12 protein-coding genes are annotated in these 16,887 nt (G+C 70.5%); 8 read left to right on the top strand and 4 right to left on the bottom strand.

Annotation, left to right across the window (positions count from 1 at the left end; translation table 11 throughout):
- Positions 1-11 precede the first annotated feature (11 nt).
- A complete protein-coding gene (locus ACZ6ZP_RS38110) occupies positions 12-1,574 on the top strand; it encodes an MFS transporter (RefSeq protein WP_361466296.1) in 1,563 nt (520 codons plus the stop codon).
- Positions 1,575-1,619: 45 nt separating this feature from the next.
- Here the strand turns inward: ACZ6ZP_RS38110 and ACZ6ZP_RS38105 are convergent, their stop codons facing one another.
- Entirely contained in the window at positions 1,620-2,888 is a 1,269-nt protein-coding gene (locus tag ACZ6ZP_RS38105; protein WP_383819216.1) for an extracellular solute-binding protein, read from the bottom strand.
- Between the two features lie 142 nt (positions 2,889-3,030).
- On the opposite strand from ACZ6ZP_RS38105, the gene ACZ6ZP_RS38100 reads away from it, so the two are divergent.
- The 5 genes from ACZ6ZP_RS38100 (at position 3,031) to ACZ6ZP_RS38080 (ending at position 8,488) form a co-directional block, all read left to right on the top strand.
- Entirely contained in the window at positions 3,031-3,726 is a 696-nt protein-coding gene (locus ACZ6ZP_RS38100) for a TetR/AcrR family transcriptional regulator (RefSeq protein WP_469410241.1), read from the top strand.
- Positions 3,727-4,155: 429 nt separating this feature from the next.
- Positions 4,156-4,917: a DeoR/GlpR family DNA-binding transcription regulator gene (locus ACZ6ZP_RS38095; RefSeq protein ID WP_351162841.1), complete on the top strand. Its 762-nt coding sequence runs from the start codon at positions 4,156-4,158 to the stop codon at positions 4,915-4,917.
- Between the two features lie 92 nt (positions 4,918-5,009).
- Positions 5,010-5,957 (top strand): 1-phosphofructokinase, encoded by a 948-nt coding sequence (pfkB, locus tag ACZ6ZP_RS38090; RefSeq protein ID WP_469410253.1) that lies wholly within the window; start codon positions 5,010-5,012, stop codon positions 5,955-5,957.
- Between the two features lie 88 nt (positions 5,958-6,045).
- Positions 6,046-8,091: a PTS fructose transporter subunit IIABC gene (locus ACZ6ZP_RS38085; protein WP_469410240.1), complete on the top strand. Its 2,046-nt coding sequence runs from the start codon at positions 6,046-6,048 to the stop codon at positions 8,089-8,091.
- 139 nt (positions 8,092-8,230) lie between these two features.
- Positions 8,231-8,488: a hypothetical protein gene (locus ACZ6ZP_RS38080; RefSeq protein ID WP_351162845.1), complete on the top strand. Its 258-nt coding sequence runs from the start codon at positions 8,231-8,233 to the stop codon at positions 8,486-8,488.
- Between the two features lie 98 nt (positions 8,489-8,586).
- Here ACZ6ZP_RS38080 and ACZ6ZP_RS38075 read toward each other — a convergent pair whose 3' ends face one another.
- The 3 genes from ACZ6ZP_RS38075 to ACZ6ZP_RS38065 all read right to left on the bottom strand — a co-directional run bounded on the left by ACZ6ZP_RS38075 (position 8,587) and on the right by ACZ6ZP_RS38065 (position 12,192).
- On the bottom strand, positions 8,587-9,378 hold the full coding sequence (locus ACZ6ZP_RS38075; protein ID WP_361466309.1) for a DUF6227 family protein: 792 nt from the start codon (positions 9,376-9,378) through the stop codon (positions 8,587-8,589).
- Positions 9,379-9,538: 160 nt separating this feature from the next.
- A complete protein-coding gene (locus ACZ6ZP_RS38070; RefSeq protein WP_469410239.1) occupies positions 9,539-10,768 on the bottom strand; it encodes a L,D-transpeptidase in 1,230 nt (409 codons plus the stop codon).
- 260 nt (positions 10,769-11,028) lie between these two features.
- Entirely contained in the window at positions 11,029-12,192 is a 1,164-nt protein-coding gene (locus tag ACZ6ZP_RS38065; RefSeq protein ID WP_469410238.1) for a P1 family peptidase, read from the bottom strand.
- A gap of 583 nt (positions 12,193-12,775) precedes the next feature.
- Here ACZ6ZP_RS38065 and ACZ6ZP_RS38060 point away from each other — a divergent pair.
- A complete protein-coding gene (locus ACZ6ZP_RS38060; RefSeq protein WP_399981155.1) occupies positions 12,776-14,209 on the top strand; it encodes a NarK family nitrate/nitrite MFS transporter in 1,434 nt (477 codons plus the stop codon).
- A gap of 303 nt (positions 14,210-14,512) precedes the next feature.
- Complete coding sequence (gene pflB, locus ACZ6ZP_RS38055) at positions 14,513-16,771, top strand: formate C-acetyltransferase (protein WP_469410237.1); 2,259 nt, start codon at positions 14,513-14,515, stop codon at positions 16,769-16,771.
- The last annotated feature ends 116 nt before the right edge of the window (positions 16,772-16,887 follow it).

Below are 16,887 nucleotides of genomic sequence, written 5' to 3'. Positions count from 1 at the left end.
AGTCTTCTCTCATGACTTACAGCAGCTCCGCGAAACCCGTGCCAGGAACGGCAGCCGCCGCCGACCGGCGTCGCTGGTTCGCCCTCGCCATCGTGATGACCGCGGCCTTCATGGACCTCGTCGACGTCACCATCGTCAACATCGCGATCCCGTCCATCCAGGAGGACGCAGGCGCCTCGTACAGCCAGATCCAGTGGATCACCGCGGGCTACGCACTCGCGTTCGCGGCCGGTCTCATCACCGGCGGGCGGCTCGGTGACATCCACGGGCGCAAGCGGATGTTCCTCCTGGGGATCGCGGGCTTCACGGTCGCCTCCGCGCTCTGCGGCTTCGCCGCCAACCCGGAGATGCTGGTCGCGTCGCGGATTCTCCAGGGCGGCATGGCCGCGATGATGGTGCCGCAGGTCCTGTCGATCGTGCACGCCACCTTCCCCGCGCACGAGCGCGGCAAGGTCTTCGGGCTCTTCGGGATGGTCGTGGGGCTCGGCGCCGTCTCGGGTCCGCTGCTCGGCGCGCTGCTGACGCAGTGGAACCTCTTCGGGCTCGAATGGCGCCCGATCTTCCTGATCAACCTGCCCGTCGGGATCGTGGGACTGATCCTGGGCAGCAAGTTCATCACCGAGTCCAAGGCGCCGAAGGCGCTCAAGCTCGACCTCGTCGGCGTCGTCCTGGTCACCCTCGGCCTGCTGATGGTGCTCTACCCGCTCACCCGTGGCCGGGAGCTGGACTGGCCGCTGTGGGGTTACGCCGTGATGGCGGGCGGAGTCGCCGTCTTCGGCGCGCTCATCGCGTACGAGAAGGCGAAGGCGGCCAAGGACGGTTCGCCGCTGGTGGAGCTGTCCCTGTTCAAGGTGAAGAGCTTCGCGGCGGGCATCGCGGTGCAGACCGTGTTCGGTGTCGCGATGGGCATCTTCTTCCTGGTCTGGACGGTGTACATGCAGACGGGGCTCGGCTGGAGCGCGCTGCGTGCGGGCACCACCGGGGTGCCGTTCTCGATCGCCGTGTCGGTGGCGGCCGGCATGTCCGTGCAGAAGCTCGTGCCGCGGTTCGGCCGCAAGGTGCTCCAGGGCGGCGCGCTCGTCATGGCCGCCGGGGTACTGCTCTACATCTGGGAGGCGGACCGGTACGGCGCGGACATCGCGTCCTGGCAGATGGCGCTGCCGCTGGTCGTGATGGGCGCGGGCATGGGCTTCATCGTCGCGCCGCTGACGGACGCCATCCTGTCGGACGTGCCGCGCGAGCACTCGGGGTCGGCGTCCGGGCTGCTCAACACCGTGCAGCAGATGGGTACGGCGCTCGGGCTCGGCCTGGTCTCCGTGGTGTTCTTCGGCATGATCGACGAGAAGGCGGCGCGCAGCGAGGTGCCGATGGAGATCGTGGGCGCGTTCCAGAACTCGCTGTGGTGGGTCGTCGGCGTGCTCGTCGTCATCTTCCTGCTGATGTTCGCCCTGCCGGGCAAGCCGCGACAGCATGTCGAGGGCGGTGACACCGGTGACGCGGGTGACGCCGGGGACGGGGTCGTCGCCGGGGGCGCCGGTGAACTCCCGGAGCGGGAGCCCGCGTTGACCTCTTGATCTGACCCCCTGAGGGGGGAGTGGCGGGTGCGGCCCGGGTGGAGCCTAGAGCTCTGCCTGGGCCGCCGTCGTGTCCAGGGATTCGAGTACGGCGGCTGGGTTGCCGCCCTTCACGACGGCGGCGCCGATCTCCTTGCGGATGGTCGCCCGGACCGTCGGCCACGAGCGCAGGCTGACCGGCTGGAACTGCGCCTGCGGCATCTGGTCGATGAACTTCCACAGCGGGCGCTGCGCCGCGTCCGCGCGCAGCGCCGAGGACGCCGAGCTGGTCACCGGGAGCGCGGCCTGGCCCCCGCCGTACGCCTTCGCGGACTTGCGGCCGTAGAGGTAGCCGAGGAACGTGCCGCACGCGTCGCGGTGGCCGTTCTGCTTGAACGCCATCAGCCAGTCGCTCAGGCCCACGGGAGCTGCCGCCCCGCCCCTCCGGGCCGGGAACGCGGCGTGCGCGTAAGGGAACTTGACCTTGTCGGCGGCGCCCATGAGCACCGGGTGCGCGATCAGCATCCCGATGGTGCCGCGCATGAACTGCTCGTACGCCGCCGTCCTGTTGAGCCCCGCCGGGTCCGCGCCCGCGAGCCCCTTCGCGACCAGTTCGTCGCGCAGCCAGGTCAGCGTCCGGACGTTGCCGGCGGTGTGGAAGTCGTAGCCGGCCAGACCCGAGTAGCCGCCCTCGTCGGCGAGCAGCCAGGACAGGGTCTCGTCCTCGGCGGCTTCCGGCCCCAACTGCAGCCCGTAGGGGGTCTTCACGCCGATGCCCTTCAACGCCTGGGCCGTCTTGAGCAGTTCGTCCCAGGAGGTGGGGGCGCCGTTGATGCCTGCCCGCTTGAAGAGGGCCGTGTTGTAGAAGAGGCGAGGGGTGCTGGCGAGGAACGGGATGCCGTACTGGATGTGCCTGACCGATCCCGCCTCGGCGTACGAGCGGGTGAAGTCGGCCTCGGTGCGGATGTCGAAGAGGTCGGATGCGCCGTAGAGCTGCTCGTCCTCGGCGTAGGGCGCGAAGACGTTCGACTGCGCGATGTCGGGGGCGTTGCCGTCCTTCACCCGGCGGGCGAGCGTCCGGTCGAGCTTGTCGAAGGGGACCCGTTCCAGGGCGATCTTGACGGCGGGGTGCGCCTTCTCGAAGGCGGTGACCAGGCCGTCCCACTGGTCACCGATGGAGGAGCCGACGCTCTTGTCGTAGCTGGCGACGAGGACTTCGAGGGTGGTGGTGTCGCTGCCGGACGCGCAGCCGCTGAGGCTGACGCCGAGTCCGAGTCCGAGCGTGGATGCGCCGGTGAGGCCGGCGGAGTTGGTCAGGAACTGTCGACGACGCACCGGGCTTGCCACCTTCGTAACGCACTGGATCTCACGGCTCGGATCTCATGGCTCTCGTACGGTGGCAGATTCTGCCACACAGGCACAACATGCCCAGGAGTGCCCGTCCGCCTGCCTGGAGCGCTGGCATAACCTGCCTCGCATGCCCGCAAGTTCGCTCAACTCGCCCGATTCGCTCACCGAGCGCCGCAAGGCGGAGACGCGCCTGGACATCGCCCGCACCGCGGCCGCGCTCTTCGCCGAGAACGGGCTGCGGGCCACCCGCGCCGAGGACATCGCGCGCGCGGCGGGTGTCGCGCCGCGCACGTTCTACCGCTACTTCGCGACGAAGGAGGAGGCGGTGGCCCCGCTCTTCGCGGCCGGGGCGCAGCAGTGGGCGGAGGCGGTGCGGGGTGCGCCTGCCGGGCTCTCGGTGCGGGAAGCGCTGCGGTACGCGGCGGCGAGGGCGCTGGTTCCTGACAGCGATGCGGCGCCGGGGGTCGCCATCGGGGACGCGGAGGCGCTGGAGTGGGTGCGGGGGCTGCTGCGGATGGCGGGGGAGAGTGCTGCGCTGCGCGCGGTGTGGTCGGACGCCTGTCACGCCTCGGAGAAGACGCTGCTCGCCATCCTGGCCGAGCGGGAAGGTGGCGCCGCGCGGGAAGGCGGCGCCGCGCGGGAAGGTGGCGCCGAGCGGGAGCCCTCTCTGGAGCTGCGGCTGGCGGCGGGGGTCGCGAGTGCGGCGGTGCGGGTGGCGGTGGAGACGTGGGCGTCGGGCGACGCCCCGGCCGGTGGCGGGGGCGGTCCCGCGGCGCTGGCGGACCACTGCATCACGACCCTGGACGGCTTCACCTGGCCGTAGGCCCGCCCCTCGGGGTTCGTTGCCGACTGCGGGCGCGTGCGTGTTGCGGGGTGGTTGTCCGTGGGTGCGGTGCCGGGCCGGTATGTCCGTCCTCGCTATCGTCCGGTGGCCGCCGTGCTGTTTCGGCGCCGGAGCGCCGCGAGCCGTGCTCCGGGCGGACATACCGGCCCGTCCCCTCCCGAGCGTCGCCGACTGCGGGTGTGTGGGGGATGGGGCGGGCCCTGCCCCCCCCGCCTGCCAACCTCTGCCCCGCGGGGCAATCGGGTGGGTGGGAGAGGTCCCTGCGGGGGGAAGTCGTAGGGCCCAGTGGTGGCGGGGCGGAAGTCCGTTTGTGTCTGGTGGGGGTCCGAACTTGTTTACTTCGCGGAAATCTGGACGTACTCTGCGAGTGAAACCACACGCTCGGGCACAACTCGGAGGCGAACGGACATGTACGCAGCGGAGCGCCAGCAGGAGATCCTGCGGCTCGCGCGTGACGGCGGTCGGGTGGACGTGCTGTCGCTGGCCGAGGAGTTCAAGGTCACCGCCGAGACCGTTCGGCGTGACCTGAAGGCCCTCGACCGGGCAGGTCTCGTGCGCCGCGTACACGGCGGTGCCATACCGGCCGGACGCCTCGACTTCGAGCCCGACCTCGCCGAGCGGGAGGGAACGGCCGCCGACGAGAAGGACCGCATCGCCCGCGCCGCCCTCGCCGAGCTCCCGACGGAAGGCAGCGTCATCCTCGACGCGGGCTCCACCGTCGCCCGTCTCGCCGCGTCCCTCCCGCTGGAGGCGACCTTCACGGTCGTCACCCACGGCCTCCCCACCGCGGCCCGCCTCGCCGACCACCCCGGCATCCAGCTCCACCTGATCGGGGGCCGCGTCCGCAGCCGTACGCGCGCCGCCGTCGACGCGTGGGCGCTGCGGGCGTACGGAGAGATCCGCGCCGACGTGCTGTTCGTCGCCGCGAACGGCTTCTCCGCGGAGGGCGGGCTCACCACCCCCGACCTCGCCGAAGCGGCCGTCAAGCGCGCGGCGATCGGCGCGGCCCGCCGCGTGGTGCTCCTCGCGGACTCCACCAAGCACGGCCAGGAGCACTTCGCGCGCTTCGGCGATCTGACCGACGTGGATCTGCTGATCACCGACACCGGGCTCAGTCCCGAGGACGCCACGGCCATCGAGGGCGGCGGCACGGAGGTGATCCGGGCATGAGCGGCATGAGCGGCATGAGCGGCACGGACACGAACGTGGACAGCAACAGCAAGAACAGCCCGCAGGCCGGCAAGGAAACGGTACGTACGCGCATGATCCTCACCGTCACCCCCAACCCCTCCCTCGACCGCACCTACGAGGTTCCCTCGCTGGACCGCGGCGAGGTCATCCGGGCCACCGGCGACCGGATGGACCCGGGCGGCAAGGGCGTCAACGTATCGAGGGCCGTCGCCGCGGCGGGCGCGGAGACGCTCGCAGTCCTGCCCCTCGGCGGCGCGCCCGGCGCGCTCGTCGCCCAGCTCCTGGACGAGCAGGGCATCAAGGTCGCGCCGGTGTGGGTCGCGGGCCAGACCCGCTCCAACATCGCGGTGGCCGAACCGGACGGCACCCTCACCAAGATCAACGCGACCGGGCCCGAACTGACGTCGGCCGAGGCCGAGTTGCTGCTCGGAGCCGTGCGGGAGCGGTCCGCGGGCGCCGACTGGATCGCCTGCTGCGGCAGCCTGCCGCGCGGGCTCGCCCCCTCCTGGTACGCCGACCTCGTGGCCCGCGCGCACACCGCGGGCGCCCGTATCGCCCTCGACACCTCCGGCCCGGCGCTCCTCGCCGCGCTCGCCGAGCGTCCCGACGTCGTCAAGCCCAACGCGGAGGAGCTCGCCGAAGCGGTGGGCCGCCCCCTGGCCACCGTCGGCGACGCGGTCAAGGCGGCCGAAGAACTGCGGGAGTCGGGCGCGCGGGCCGTGCTCGCCAGCCTCGGCGCGGACGGCCAGCTCCTGGTGGACGGATCGGGTACGTACTTCGGCAGCGCACCGGTCGACGCCGTACGCAGCAACGTAGGAGCCGGTGACTCCTCCCTGGCCGGTTTCCTCATCGCGGGCGGCACCGGCGCGACCGCCCTCGCCTCGGCCGTGGCGCACGGCGCGGCGGCGGTGCAACTCCCCGGCAGCGCCATGCCCACCCCCTCCGACCTCGCACCCGACGCGGTCACCGTCACCTCACAGGTCCCGATGGACCGCGTACTGACGGAGCCGGCCGCATGACTCCCCACGCCCGCAAGGGCGCGAGCTCCACCTCAACCCCCGTCCCCACCCCCGCCCTCCGGGCGATACGCGTGCGAAGGAGCCCGCGATGAGCGAGATGATCACCGCGGAACTGGTCGACCTCGAAATCGACCGGTCCGCCGGAACCAAGGAAGCGGCGGCCCGTGCCCTCGCCGAGCGCATGGTCGCCCTGGGCCGGGTGACCGATCTGGAGGGGTTCCTCGCCGACGTGGCGGCCCGCGAGGCACAGATGCCGACCGGTCTCGACGGCGGCATCGGCATCCCGCACTGCCGCAGCGCCCATGTCACCGAGCCGACCCTCGCCTTCGGCCGCTCGGCCGACGGCATCGACTTCGGGGCGCCGGACGGGCCCGCCGATCTCATCTTCCTGATCGCGGCTCCTGCCGGGGCCGACGACGCGCACCTGACCATCCTGTCGTCGCTGGCACGGCAGTTGATGGACGAGGAGTTCACGAGCGCGCTGCGGGGTGCGACGGACGCGGAGTCCGCGGCCGCCCTGATCAGCGGGGAGCCCGCCGCGCGCGGTGCGGCGGAGGAACCGACCGACCCGCAGGCGGAAGAGGACCCCACCGAACCGCGGTCGGAAGACGACCCCATCGACCCCCGGTCGGAAGATGGCCCCACCCCGGTGGAGCCGTTCCGGATCGTGGCGGTCACCTCCTGCCCCACGGGCATCGCGCACACGTACATGGCAGCCGAGTCCCTGGAGAACGCCGCCCGCGAGGCAGGCGTGGAGCTCACGGTCGAGACCCAGGGGTCGGCGGGGTTCACCCGCCTCGACCCGGCGGTCGTCGCGGCCGCCGACGGCGTCGTCTTCGCGCACGACGTCCCCGTACGGGACAAGGACCGTTTCGCCGGCAAGCCCACGGTGGACGTGGGCGTGAAGGCGGGCATCAGCAGGCCCGCCGAGCTCATCGCGGAGGTCCGGGCGAAGGCGGCCCGCGGCGAGACCACCGCGGACGTCGGGCCGAGCCCCGTGGACAACGCCGGGGACAGCGGCGACGGCTACGGCACCAAGCTGCGCAAGTGGCTGATGTCCGGCGTCAGTTACATGGTCCCGTTCGTCGCGGCGGGCGGCCTCCTCATCGCGCTCGGCTTCGCCATCGGCGGCTGGAAGATCGACAAGGCCCCGTCCATCGCCGAGCACTTCGTGTGGACGGACACCACCAGCTGGGCCGCGCTCCTCTTCCAGATCGGCGGGCTCGCCTTCGCCTTCTTGGTGCCGGTCCTCGCGGGCTACATCGCGTACGGAATGGCCGACCGGCCAGGGCTCGTGCCCGGGTTCGTCGGCGGCTCCGTCGCCGTCACCATCAACGCGGGCTTCCTCGGCGGTCTCGCGGCGGGTCTGATCGCGGGTGCGGTCGTGATGGGCATCCAGCGCGTGCGGATCCCGTCCGTCCTTCGCGGCATCATGCCCGTGGTCGTGATCCCACTGATCTCGTCCGCGGTCGTCGGCTTCCTGATGTTCCTCGTCATCGGAAAGCCCATCGCGGAGCTCCAGAGCGCGCTCACCGACTGGCTGGAGGGCCTGTCCGGCGCCAACGCCATCATCCTGGGCGTCATCCTCGGCCTGATGATGTGCTTCGACCTCGGCGGTCCGCTGAACAAGGTCGCGTACGCCTTCGCCGTCGGCGGCCTCGCCAACCCGACCGACGGCAGTTTCAAGGTCATGGCCGCGGTGATGGCGGCCGGCATGGTCCCGCCGCTCGCCATGGCCCTGGCCACCACGGTCCGCGGCCGGCTCTTCACCAAGACCGAGCGTGAGAACGGCAAGGCGGCCTGGTTCCTCGGCGCCTCCTTCATCACGGAGGGCGCGATCCCGTTCGCCGCGGCCGACCCGCTGCGGGTGATCCCCGCCTCGATGGCGGGCGGCGCGGTCACCGGTGCCCTGTCGATGGCGTTCGGCTGCACGCTGCGGGCCCCGCACGGCGGCATCTTCGTGGTGCCGCTCATCGGGCAGCCGCTGCTGTACCTGGTGGCGATCGCCGCCGGTGTCGCTGTCTCGACCGTGACGGTCATCCTGCTCAAGGGCGGCCGGAAGACGAACCCCGCAGAGAGCGGTGCGGAGGCCGAGGCGGGCGCGACGGAGAAGAAGGTTCCGGCGGCCGTCTGAGCCCGGTTCCGCGGGCCCGGTTCCGCGGGTCCGGGCCGTTCGGGCTCTATGAGGGGGGTTGTGCGACATGCGTCACTTCAGGACGTAAGTCCCACAACCCCCTGTCGTAAGCCCTGGATCGTGTTGTCTACTGAGCGGCATGCTCCAGAATGTCTCGTTCCTCCAGCAGGCAGGCGTGGCCGTACTGGCCGTGGCGACCGCCGTCTGGGCCGTGGGCCTGGTGCGGGTACTGCGTCGCGACCAGGCCGACGTGGACGTCTGGCGTCAGTCCCAGGCGCTGCGGGCGCTGCCCGCGCAGACGGGCCCGCCGCGCGCGGAGACGGTCGAACTGACGCCGGACGAGCGAGCCGCCTTCGCGGGCCTCGTACGGCAGTTCGGCGGAGACGGCCGGTCCTGACGGACGCTTCTGACGGCCGGTCGTGACGGACGCTTCTGGCGGCCGGTCGTGAGGTTGGGTGCCGCCCCTGCGTGCCGCCCCCTGCTGTGTGCGCTGCCCTACTTCGTACGCTGCTGCGGAACGCTCCTCGCGCGCTGCTCCATCGCCGCGCGTGCCGCCTCCTCGGAGACGTACACCTCGCACCTGTGGCGCTTGTCGGGCGTGACCGTGTGCTCGACCTCCCAGAGGCTGAGCTCGCTGCCGTCGAAGAGCAGGAACGCGTGTTCGTAGAGCGAGAAGCAGAGGCGTGCCTCGCCCGCCAGGCAGGGGCGGCCGAAGGCCTGCGTGATCTGGTGCGCGAACGCCGAGCGCAGTAACCGCTCGATGTCCTCGGCGGGCCGCCCCTCGCTCACCGAGTTCTCCGCGCGGCGCAGCAGCCGGCGCGCGTGATCCGCCGAGTCGTCCGGGACGTACGTATGACGGGGCTCGTCGGCGACCGAGAGCTGGAGCACGACGGGCTGATCGCAGGCGGTGGCGGGGGTGTCGGGCGGCAGCGGCAGGCGTGAGGTGGCGACACCGGCCTCTTCCTCGTCCGCGTACAGCTCGTGCTGGGCGTGGCTGCCGGGGCCCGTGTTGTGCACGAGCTCCCAGAGGGTGAGTGACCCGGCGTCGGCGAGCAGCCACGTGTGCCGGTACGTCTCGCGGTGCAGGCCCGCGCTGTGGTGCGCGGAGTGCAGCGAACTGTCGTACGCGAGAGCTGAGTCCAGGCGCCCTATCGTCTCGTCCGGCAGGTCGAAGGAGTTCAGGGCGCGGCGAAGAAGCCGCTCCAGATGCTCCTGCGGAGAGTGCGAAGACTCCTGCTCGGCCGACTGTGGCTCGTACGCCGTCTCGTACTCGTACGGAACGCTCAAGGTTTCTCCCGGCGTTGCTGCATGTCACCTTGTGAGTGCATACCGTAGCCCCTGCGTCGGACATCATGTCCGGGAACGGGAAAACGTACGAGCCGCACGGCAAGTTCCCGTGCGGCTCGCGGTGTTGGGCCTGGTGAGAGGCTTGGCGCGGGGGCTGGAATCAGCCCGCGCTGCCCGCCGTCCACTGGCTCCAGGACATGTTCCAGCCATTGAGGCCGTTGTCCGGGGCGATCGTCTCGTCCGGGGAGCCCTTGACGGTCACGATGTCCCCGATGAGGGAGTTGTCGTAGAACCACGCGCCCGGCGTGCTGGAGTCGCCCGCGCCCTGCGCGTCCTGGAGGCCGACACAGCCGTGGCTGGTGTTGGAGCTGCCGAAGATCGAGGGCGAGCCCCAGTAGTTGCCGTGGATGAAGGTGCCTGAGGACGACAGGCGCATCGCGTGCGGGACGTCCTTGATGTCGTACTCACCGCCGAAGCCGACCGTGTCGCCGTTCATCCGGGTCTGGGTGAACTTCTCGGAGATCACCATTTTCCCGTTGTACGTGGGGTTCGCCGGGCTGCCCGCGGAGATCGGGATGGTCTTGACGACCTTGCCGTCCCGCTCGACCGTCATCGTCTTGGCCTTCACGTCGACCGTGGACACCTGCGCGCGGCCGACGGTGAAGGTGACCGTCTTGTTCTGTACGCCGGTGGCGCCGTCCGCGCCCTTCACGCCCTCCAGGGAGATCTTCATGGTGACCTTGGAGCCGGCCTTCCAGTACTCCTCGGGCCTGAAGTCGAGGCGCTGATCGCCGAACCAGTGGCCCACGACCTTCTGGCCGCTGTCCGAGGTGACCTTGATGTGCGACTGGACGGACTGCTTCTCGGTGATCGCCTTGTCGAAGTTGAAGGAGACCGGCATGCCGACGCCGACCTTCGTGCCGCCGTCGGGGGTGTAACTGCCGATGAAGCTGTTGTCCTTCGAGACGGTGGTGAAGATCGAGTTCTCGGTCGCTTCCTTGCCCTTGGTGTCCTTGGCGTTGGCCTCGATCTTGTACTTCATGCCGCGCTCCAGCTGGGTCTTGGGCTTCCAGCTGGTGCCGTCGGCGGCGAGCGTGCCGTCGACCGCCGCCCCGGTGGAGACCAGGGTCATCTTCACGTCGGTCAGCTTGCCGCCCTCGACCTTGACGCCGGTGGCGTTGATGGACGCGCCGGTCGAGCCGTCCTTGGCCGAGATGGTGATGTCGGCGCCCTGGGTCTTGGGCTTGCCGTCCTTGCCGTCGCTCGAGCCGTCCGAGTCGCCGCCGCAGGCCGTCAGGGAGAGCGCGCCCACGGCTGCCAGCGCGGTGGCCGCCAGAAGGGTGCGCCGCCGGGGCTTGGCTATGTGCGACGTTGTCACGGGCTGCTCCATCTTTGTGCGAAGTGCGCGTTCTGATCCAGTACGGGTTAAGAGCCGCCTGCGGGCGGAAAGGTTCCGTCCGCTTGGTGTGAGGGCGGGCACAGAGACATGGCCCGTCGGCGCCCAACGGGCCTCTCTATGCGGTCATTTGTAGCGTTTCTTTCTTGGAATTCCCTTAGGCAATGCTTTGGTGTTCCTGAGGGGTGGAGGGGGCGGAGGAGGGCGGAGGGGGCAGAAGGGGGGGAGGGGGAGCGGAAGCGGGGTGGCCGGGGCTATTCGGCTTCGGCTTCGGCGGCGGCCGCGGCCGCCGCCTGGTTGCCGTAAAGGTCGCGGTACGAGGGGAACTTGCCGCCCGGTGTCTCCACGGACTCCGCGGCCAGGAGCGCCCGGACGATCGCCGCCGTCACCATGTCCGCGCCGGCCGCGAGGATCTCGTTCAGGGCGAGCGGGCTCTGCTCGGCTCCCGGCAGGGGGCGCTCGCCGGTCGCGAGGGTGAAGACGGTGTCCCCGTCGTTGAGGAGGTGGACGGGGCGCACGGCGCGCGCCATGCCGTCGTGCGACGTGCCGGCCAGCTTCTGCGCCTGGGCCTTGGTGAGTTCGGCGTCGGTGGCGACCACGGCGAGGGTGGTGTTCAGCGGGGGAGGCCCGCTCCTGCCGGAGGCGGCGGCTTCGGCGAGGCGGCGCGTGGCCTCCGCGTGCGCCTCGGGGGTGGGGTAGTCCATGCGCCGCCCCTCGAAGTACCGCCCGTACAGCGCGCCCGTCGCCGGATCGACCCCGGCGCCCGCCGCGTTCGCCACGACCAGGGCGGCGACCGTGACGCCCGATTCCAGCCGGACGCTCGCGCTGCCGATACCGCCCTTGACCTTGCCGACCACGGCGCCGGTGCCCGCGCCCACGTTCCCCTCCTCCACCGGCGTGAACGGTTCGGTGCCCGCGGCGGCCTCCACGGCGGCGCGGCCCGTCGCGGCGTCGGGGCGCGCCGTGAAGTCGCCGCCGCGGCCGAGGTCGAAGACGCAGGCGGCCGGGACCACGGGGACGACGTGGGAGGGATCGGGGCCGACCCGCACACCGCGGCCCTGCTCCTCGAGCCACGCCATCACACCGGCGGCGGCGTCCAGGCCGTACGCGCTGCCGCCGGTCAGGACGACGGCCTCCACGCGCTGGACCAGATTGCGGGGGTCGAGCGCGTCCGTCTCCCGGGTGCCGGGGCCACCGCCCCGCACGTCCACGGCCGCGACGGCGCCGCCCACCGGGGCGAGCACCACGGTGGTGCCGGTGAGGTGGCCCTCGTGGGCGGGGGCGGTACGAGTGGCATGGCCTACGCGAAGCCCGGGGACGTCGGTGAGGGAGTTGAGGGAGTTGAGGGAGTTGAGGGGACTGGGGGAGCTGGGGGAATCGAGGGAGTCGGGAGAGCCGGGGGAAGGGGAGGAAGCCATGCCGACTTGCGTATCACGCGGGGGAGTTACGCGGCCGTCTCCCGGCGTGCCGTCCGGCTGGTAAGCGTCGAGCGGGTCGAGCCGGTCGAGCGGGTCGCGCCGGTGGCCGTCGCCACGAGTTCCCGCGCCCGCGCCCGCGCCCGAGCCCGAGCCCGCTCCCTCGCCCACACCCGCGAAGGGGCCCGCGAAGGGGCCCGCAGAACGGCGGGTGCGGGACGTGGGGCTGGTGCTGGTGGCGGCCCGGGGGCCGGTGCGGACGTCATGATCCCGGGCACAGCAGCAGGCGTCCGCCGGATCGGGCTGCGGCGCCCAGCGCGTCGGCGGGCCCTGGACGTGACACCCGGCAGCGCGTCGGCGGTGACACCCCGCAGCGCGTCGGCGGTGACACCCGGCCGCCGCACGGCGGGCGGCCGAGGCCCGCTCGCGCACCCCGGCCCACGAGGTCCGAAGACCCCCTGACCTTGGTGCCTTTGGGCTGGTCGGAGCATGCCCTACGCCTCTGCTCCCGGAGAGCCGCGCACGGGAACGTGGAAGCGTCAGGCCCCGGAGCAAGGTCGGGACCGGTAGCGAACTGGGAACCAACATGAGATCGCCTGCCACCCACGAAGCGCGGACCGCACCCACGGACGCGACGTACGACCCGGCGCAGTACCGCCCAGGCAGGACCATCACCGACTGGGAGCCGGAGAACGAACTCTTCTGGAAGTCCATCGGCAAGAAGGTCGCCTCCCGCAACCTGTGGATCGCCGTCCCCGCACTCCTGGTCGCGTTCGTCGTCTGGCAGGTGTGGTCGGTCACCGCGACCAACCTCAAGGACGTCGGCTTCGGCTTCTCCACCTCGCAGCTGTTCTGGCTGACGGCGATCCCCGGCATCACCGGCGGCACGGCGCGCGTCTTCTACACCTTCCTCGGCCCGATGATCGGCCAGCGCCGCTTCACCGCGCTCTCCACGATCGTCCTGGTCATCCCGCTGATCTGGCTGGGCATCGCGGTCCAGGACCCGAACACCTCGTACGGCGTGATGGTCGCCATCGCGGCCCTGTGCGGTGTCGGCGGCGCGAACTTCGCCTCGTCCCTCGCCAACATCGGCTTCTTCTTCCCCAAGCGCGACAAGGGCAACGCCACCGGCATCAACGGCGGGCTCGGCAACCTCGGTGTCTCCGTCGTCCAGCTGGTCACCCCGATCGTCATCACCAGCTCGGTCCTGGCGGTCGGCTCGGCCCAGCACAAGGCCGACGGCACTCCCGTGTGGCTGCAGAACGCCGCGTTCCTGTGGGTGCCCGTCCTGGTGGTCCTGGCCGCCGTCGCGTGGTTCGGCCAGAACGACCTGAAGGTCGCGTCGACCCCCTTCAGCCAGCAGAAGATCATCTTCAAGCGCAAGCACAACTGGCTGATGACCTGGCTCTACGTCGGCACGTTCGGGTCCTTCATCGGCTTCGCGGCGGCTCTGCCGATGCTCATCAAGACCACCTTCACGCCGATCGACGCGGCCTACTCCGCGGCCACCTACGCCTGGATGGGCCCGGCCGTGGGCGCGCTCGCCCGCTGGGCAGGCGGCTGGATCGCCGACAAGATCGGCGGCGCCAGGGTCACCATCATCTCGTTCGTCGGCATGGCGCTCTCGATCATCGGCGTCATCAACTTCCTGCCCTCCGGCGGCGACAGCGGCAACTTCTGGGGCTTCCTCGTCTGCTTCCTGTTCGCGTTCTTCTTCTCGGGCATCGGCAACGGCTCGACGTTCCGCCAGATCCCGGTGATCTTCCGCGCCCAGCACCTGAAGGGACTGACGGAAGGCACGCCCGCCTACACGAAGGCGCTGAAGCAGTCCGAGATGGAGGCGGGCGCCGTCACCGGCTTCACCTCCGCCATCGCGGCGTACGGCTTCTTCTTCATCCCTGCGATGTTCGCCAACTTCGCGGTGACCAGCGCGATGTGGGGCTTCGTGGCCTTCTACGTCAGCTGTATCGCGGTCTGCTGGTGGTTCTACGCCCGCAAGGGCGCGGAGTCCCCGAGCTGACGCCTTGAGCGGCGTCGGCGGAGCGGGCCGGGTGTGGGAGCACCCGGCCCCTTCGCATGTCCTGAATCCATGCGACGACATCCCGTACCACGAGATGTCCGGGAAATTCTTGTGAATGTGTTCACAAGCGAACTTAGGTCCAAAGTCCCGATGAAAACAGCAGGTCAGGGTGGGTGAGTTGAGCCGGGGGAGCGGAGAGAGGGGACCTCGGGCCCGGAAGTGGGGACCATTGCGGAGCCGCTGGACGATCGAACCGGAGTGCAATGGACGCATAGCGAAAAGGCGACTCGGAAGGTGCCGGCGATGACTGCCACTCCCGCGGAAACGACAGTGCACGGCGAGGCATGGGACGGCTTCAAGGGCGGTCTGTGGCGCGACGCCATCGACGTCCGCGACTTCGTGCAGCAGAACTACACCCCGTACGAGGGCGACGACTCCTTCCTGGCCGGCGCGACCGAACGCACCACCCAGGTCTGGCAGAAGCTCCTGGCGATGTTCCCGGCGGAGAACGAACGCGGCATCTACGACGTCGACGTGAAGACCCCCTCCCGCATCGACGCCTTCAAGCCCGGCTACATCGACGACGACCGCGACCTCATCGTCGGCCTGCAGACCGACGCCCCGCTGCGCCGCGCCATCATGCCCAACGGCGGCTGGCGCATGGTCGAGAGCGCACTCAACGCCTACGGCTACGAGGCCGACCCCGAGGTCAAGGAGGTCTACACGCACCTCCGCAAGACCCACAACGAAGGTGTCTTCGACGCCTACACGCCCGAGATCCGCGCCTGCCGCTCCTCCGGCATCATCACCGGCCTGCCCGACGCCTACGGCCGGGGCCGCATCATCGGCGACTACCGCCGCGTCGCCCTCTACGGAGTCGACCGCCTCATCGCCGAGAAGGAGGCGGGCAAGGCGCTCCTCGGCGAGGAGTGGGCGACCGAGGACGTCATCCGCGCCCGCGAGGAGACCTCCGAGCAGATCAAGGCCCTGGGGGAACTGAAGGCCATGGCGATGTCGTACGGCTACGACATCTCGGCGCCCGCCACCACCGGCCGCGAGGCCGTCCAGTGGCTGTACTTCGCCTACCTGGCCGCCGTGAAGGAGCAGAACGGCGCGGCCATGTCGATCGGCCGCATCGACAACTTCCTCGACATCTACCTCCAGCGCGACATCGAGTCCGGCCGCATCACGGAGGCCCAGGCCCAGGAGTACATCGACGACTTCGTCATCAAGCTCCGCATCGTCCGCTTCCTGCGCACCCCCGAGTACAACGAAGGCTTCTCCGGCGACCCGACCTGGGTCACCTGGTCGATGGCCGGCATCGGCGAGGACGGCCGCCCGCTGGTCTCCCGCACCACGTTCCGTGCCCTGCAGACCCTCTACAACCTGGGCCCGGCCCCCGAGCCGAACCTCACCGTCTTCTGGGCGCGGGAACTGCCCAAGGGCTTCAAGGACTTCGCCGCCAAGGTCGCCATCGACACCTCGGCCATCCAGTTCGAGTCCGACGACCTGATGCGCCCCAAGTACGGCGACGACACCGCGATCGCCTGCTGCGTCTCCGCGATGGCCGTCGGCAAGCAGATGCAGTTCTTCGGAGCCCGCGTCAACGTCGCCAAGGCCCTGCTCTACGCGATCAACGGCGGCCGCGACGAGAAGACCGGCAAGCGCGTCGTCGAGGGCTTCGAGCCCATCGAGGGCGACTACCTCGACTACGACACCGTCGCCGAGCGCTACGACGCGATGCTCGGCTGGCTCGGCAAGACGTACGTCCACGCGCTGAACGTCATCCACTACATGCACGACAAGTACGCCTACGAGCGCATCGAGATGGCGCTGCACGACCAGGAGATCCTGCGCACGATGGCGTGCGGCATCGCGGGCCTCTCGGTCGCCGCCGACTCGCTCTCGGCCATCAAGCACGCCAAGGTCAAGGTCGTCCGTGACGAGACGGGCCTGGCCGTCGACTACGAGATCGAGGGCGACTACCCCGCCTACGGCAACAACGACGAGCGGGCCGACCACATCGCCCAGCGGATCGTCTCGGACTTCATGGGCAAGATCAGGCAGCACCCGACCTACCGCAACGCCGTGCACACCCAGTCCGTTCTGACGATCACCTCGAACGTCGTCTACGGCAAGAAGACCGGCAACACCCCCGACGGCCGCCGCGCGGGCGAGCCGTTCGCCCCCGGCGCCAACCCGATGAACGGCCGTGACGAGCACGGCTACATCGCCTCGGCGCTCTCGGTCGCCAAGCTCGACTACGACGACGCCGAGGACGGCATCTCGCTCACCAACACCATCACGCCGGACGCCCTGGGCCGCACCCCCGGCGAGCGGATCCAGAACCTCTCCGGAGTCCTCGACGGCTTCATGGCCAGCGACGGCTTCCACATGAACGTCAACGTCCTCGACAAGGCGACCCTGGAGGACGCCATGGAGCACCCGGAGAACTACCCGCAGCTGACCATCCGGGTCTCGGGCTACGCGGTCAACTTCATCCGCCTGACCCGCGACCAGCAGCTCGACGTCATCAACCGCACCTTCCACGGCTCGCTCTGAGCCACCGGCTTTCGCTGAGCCACCGGCTCCCCACGAGCCACCCCTGATCCGCGGCCCCGGAGCCGGACCCTCACTCCGGCTCCGGGTGCCGCGAACACCACGTCCTGCCAGTAGTT

This window comes from Streptomyces sp. NPDC054047 (assembly GCF_055585065.1).
Note: the sequence above shows the minus strand (reverse complement) of the source record. Positions and strands in the feature narration are given on the sequence as shown.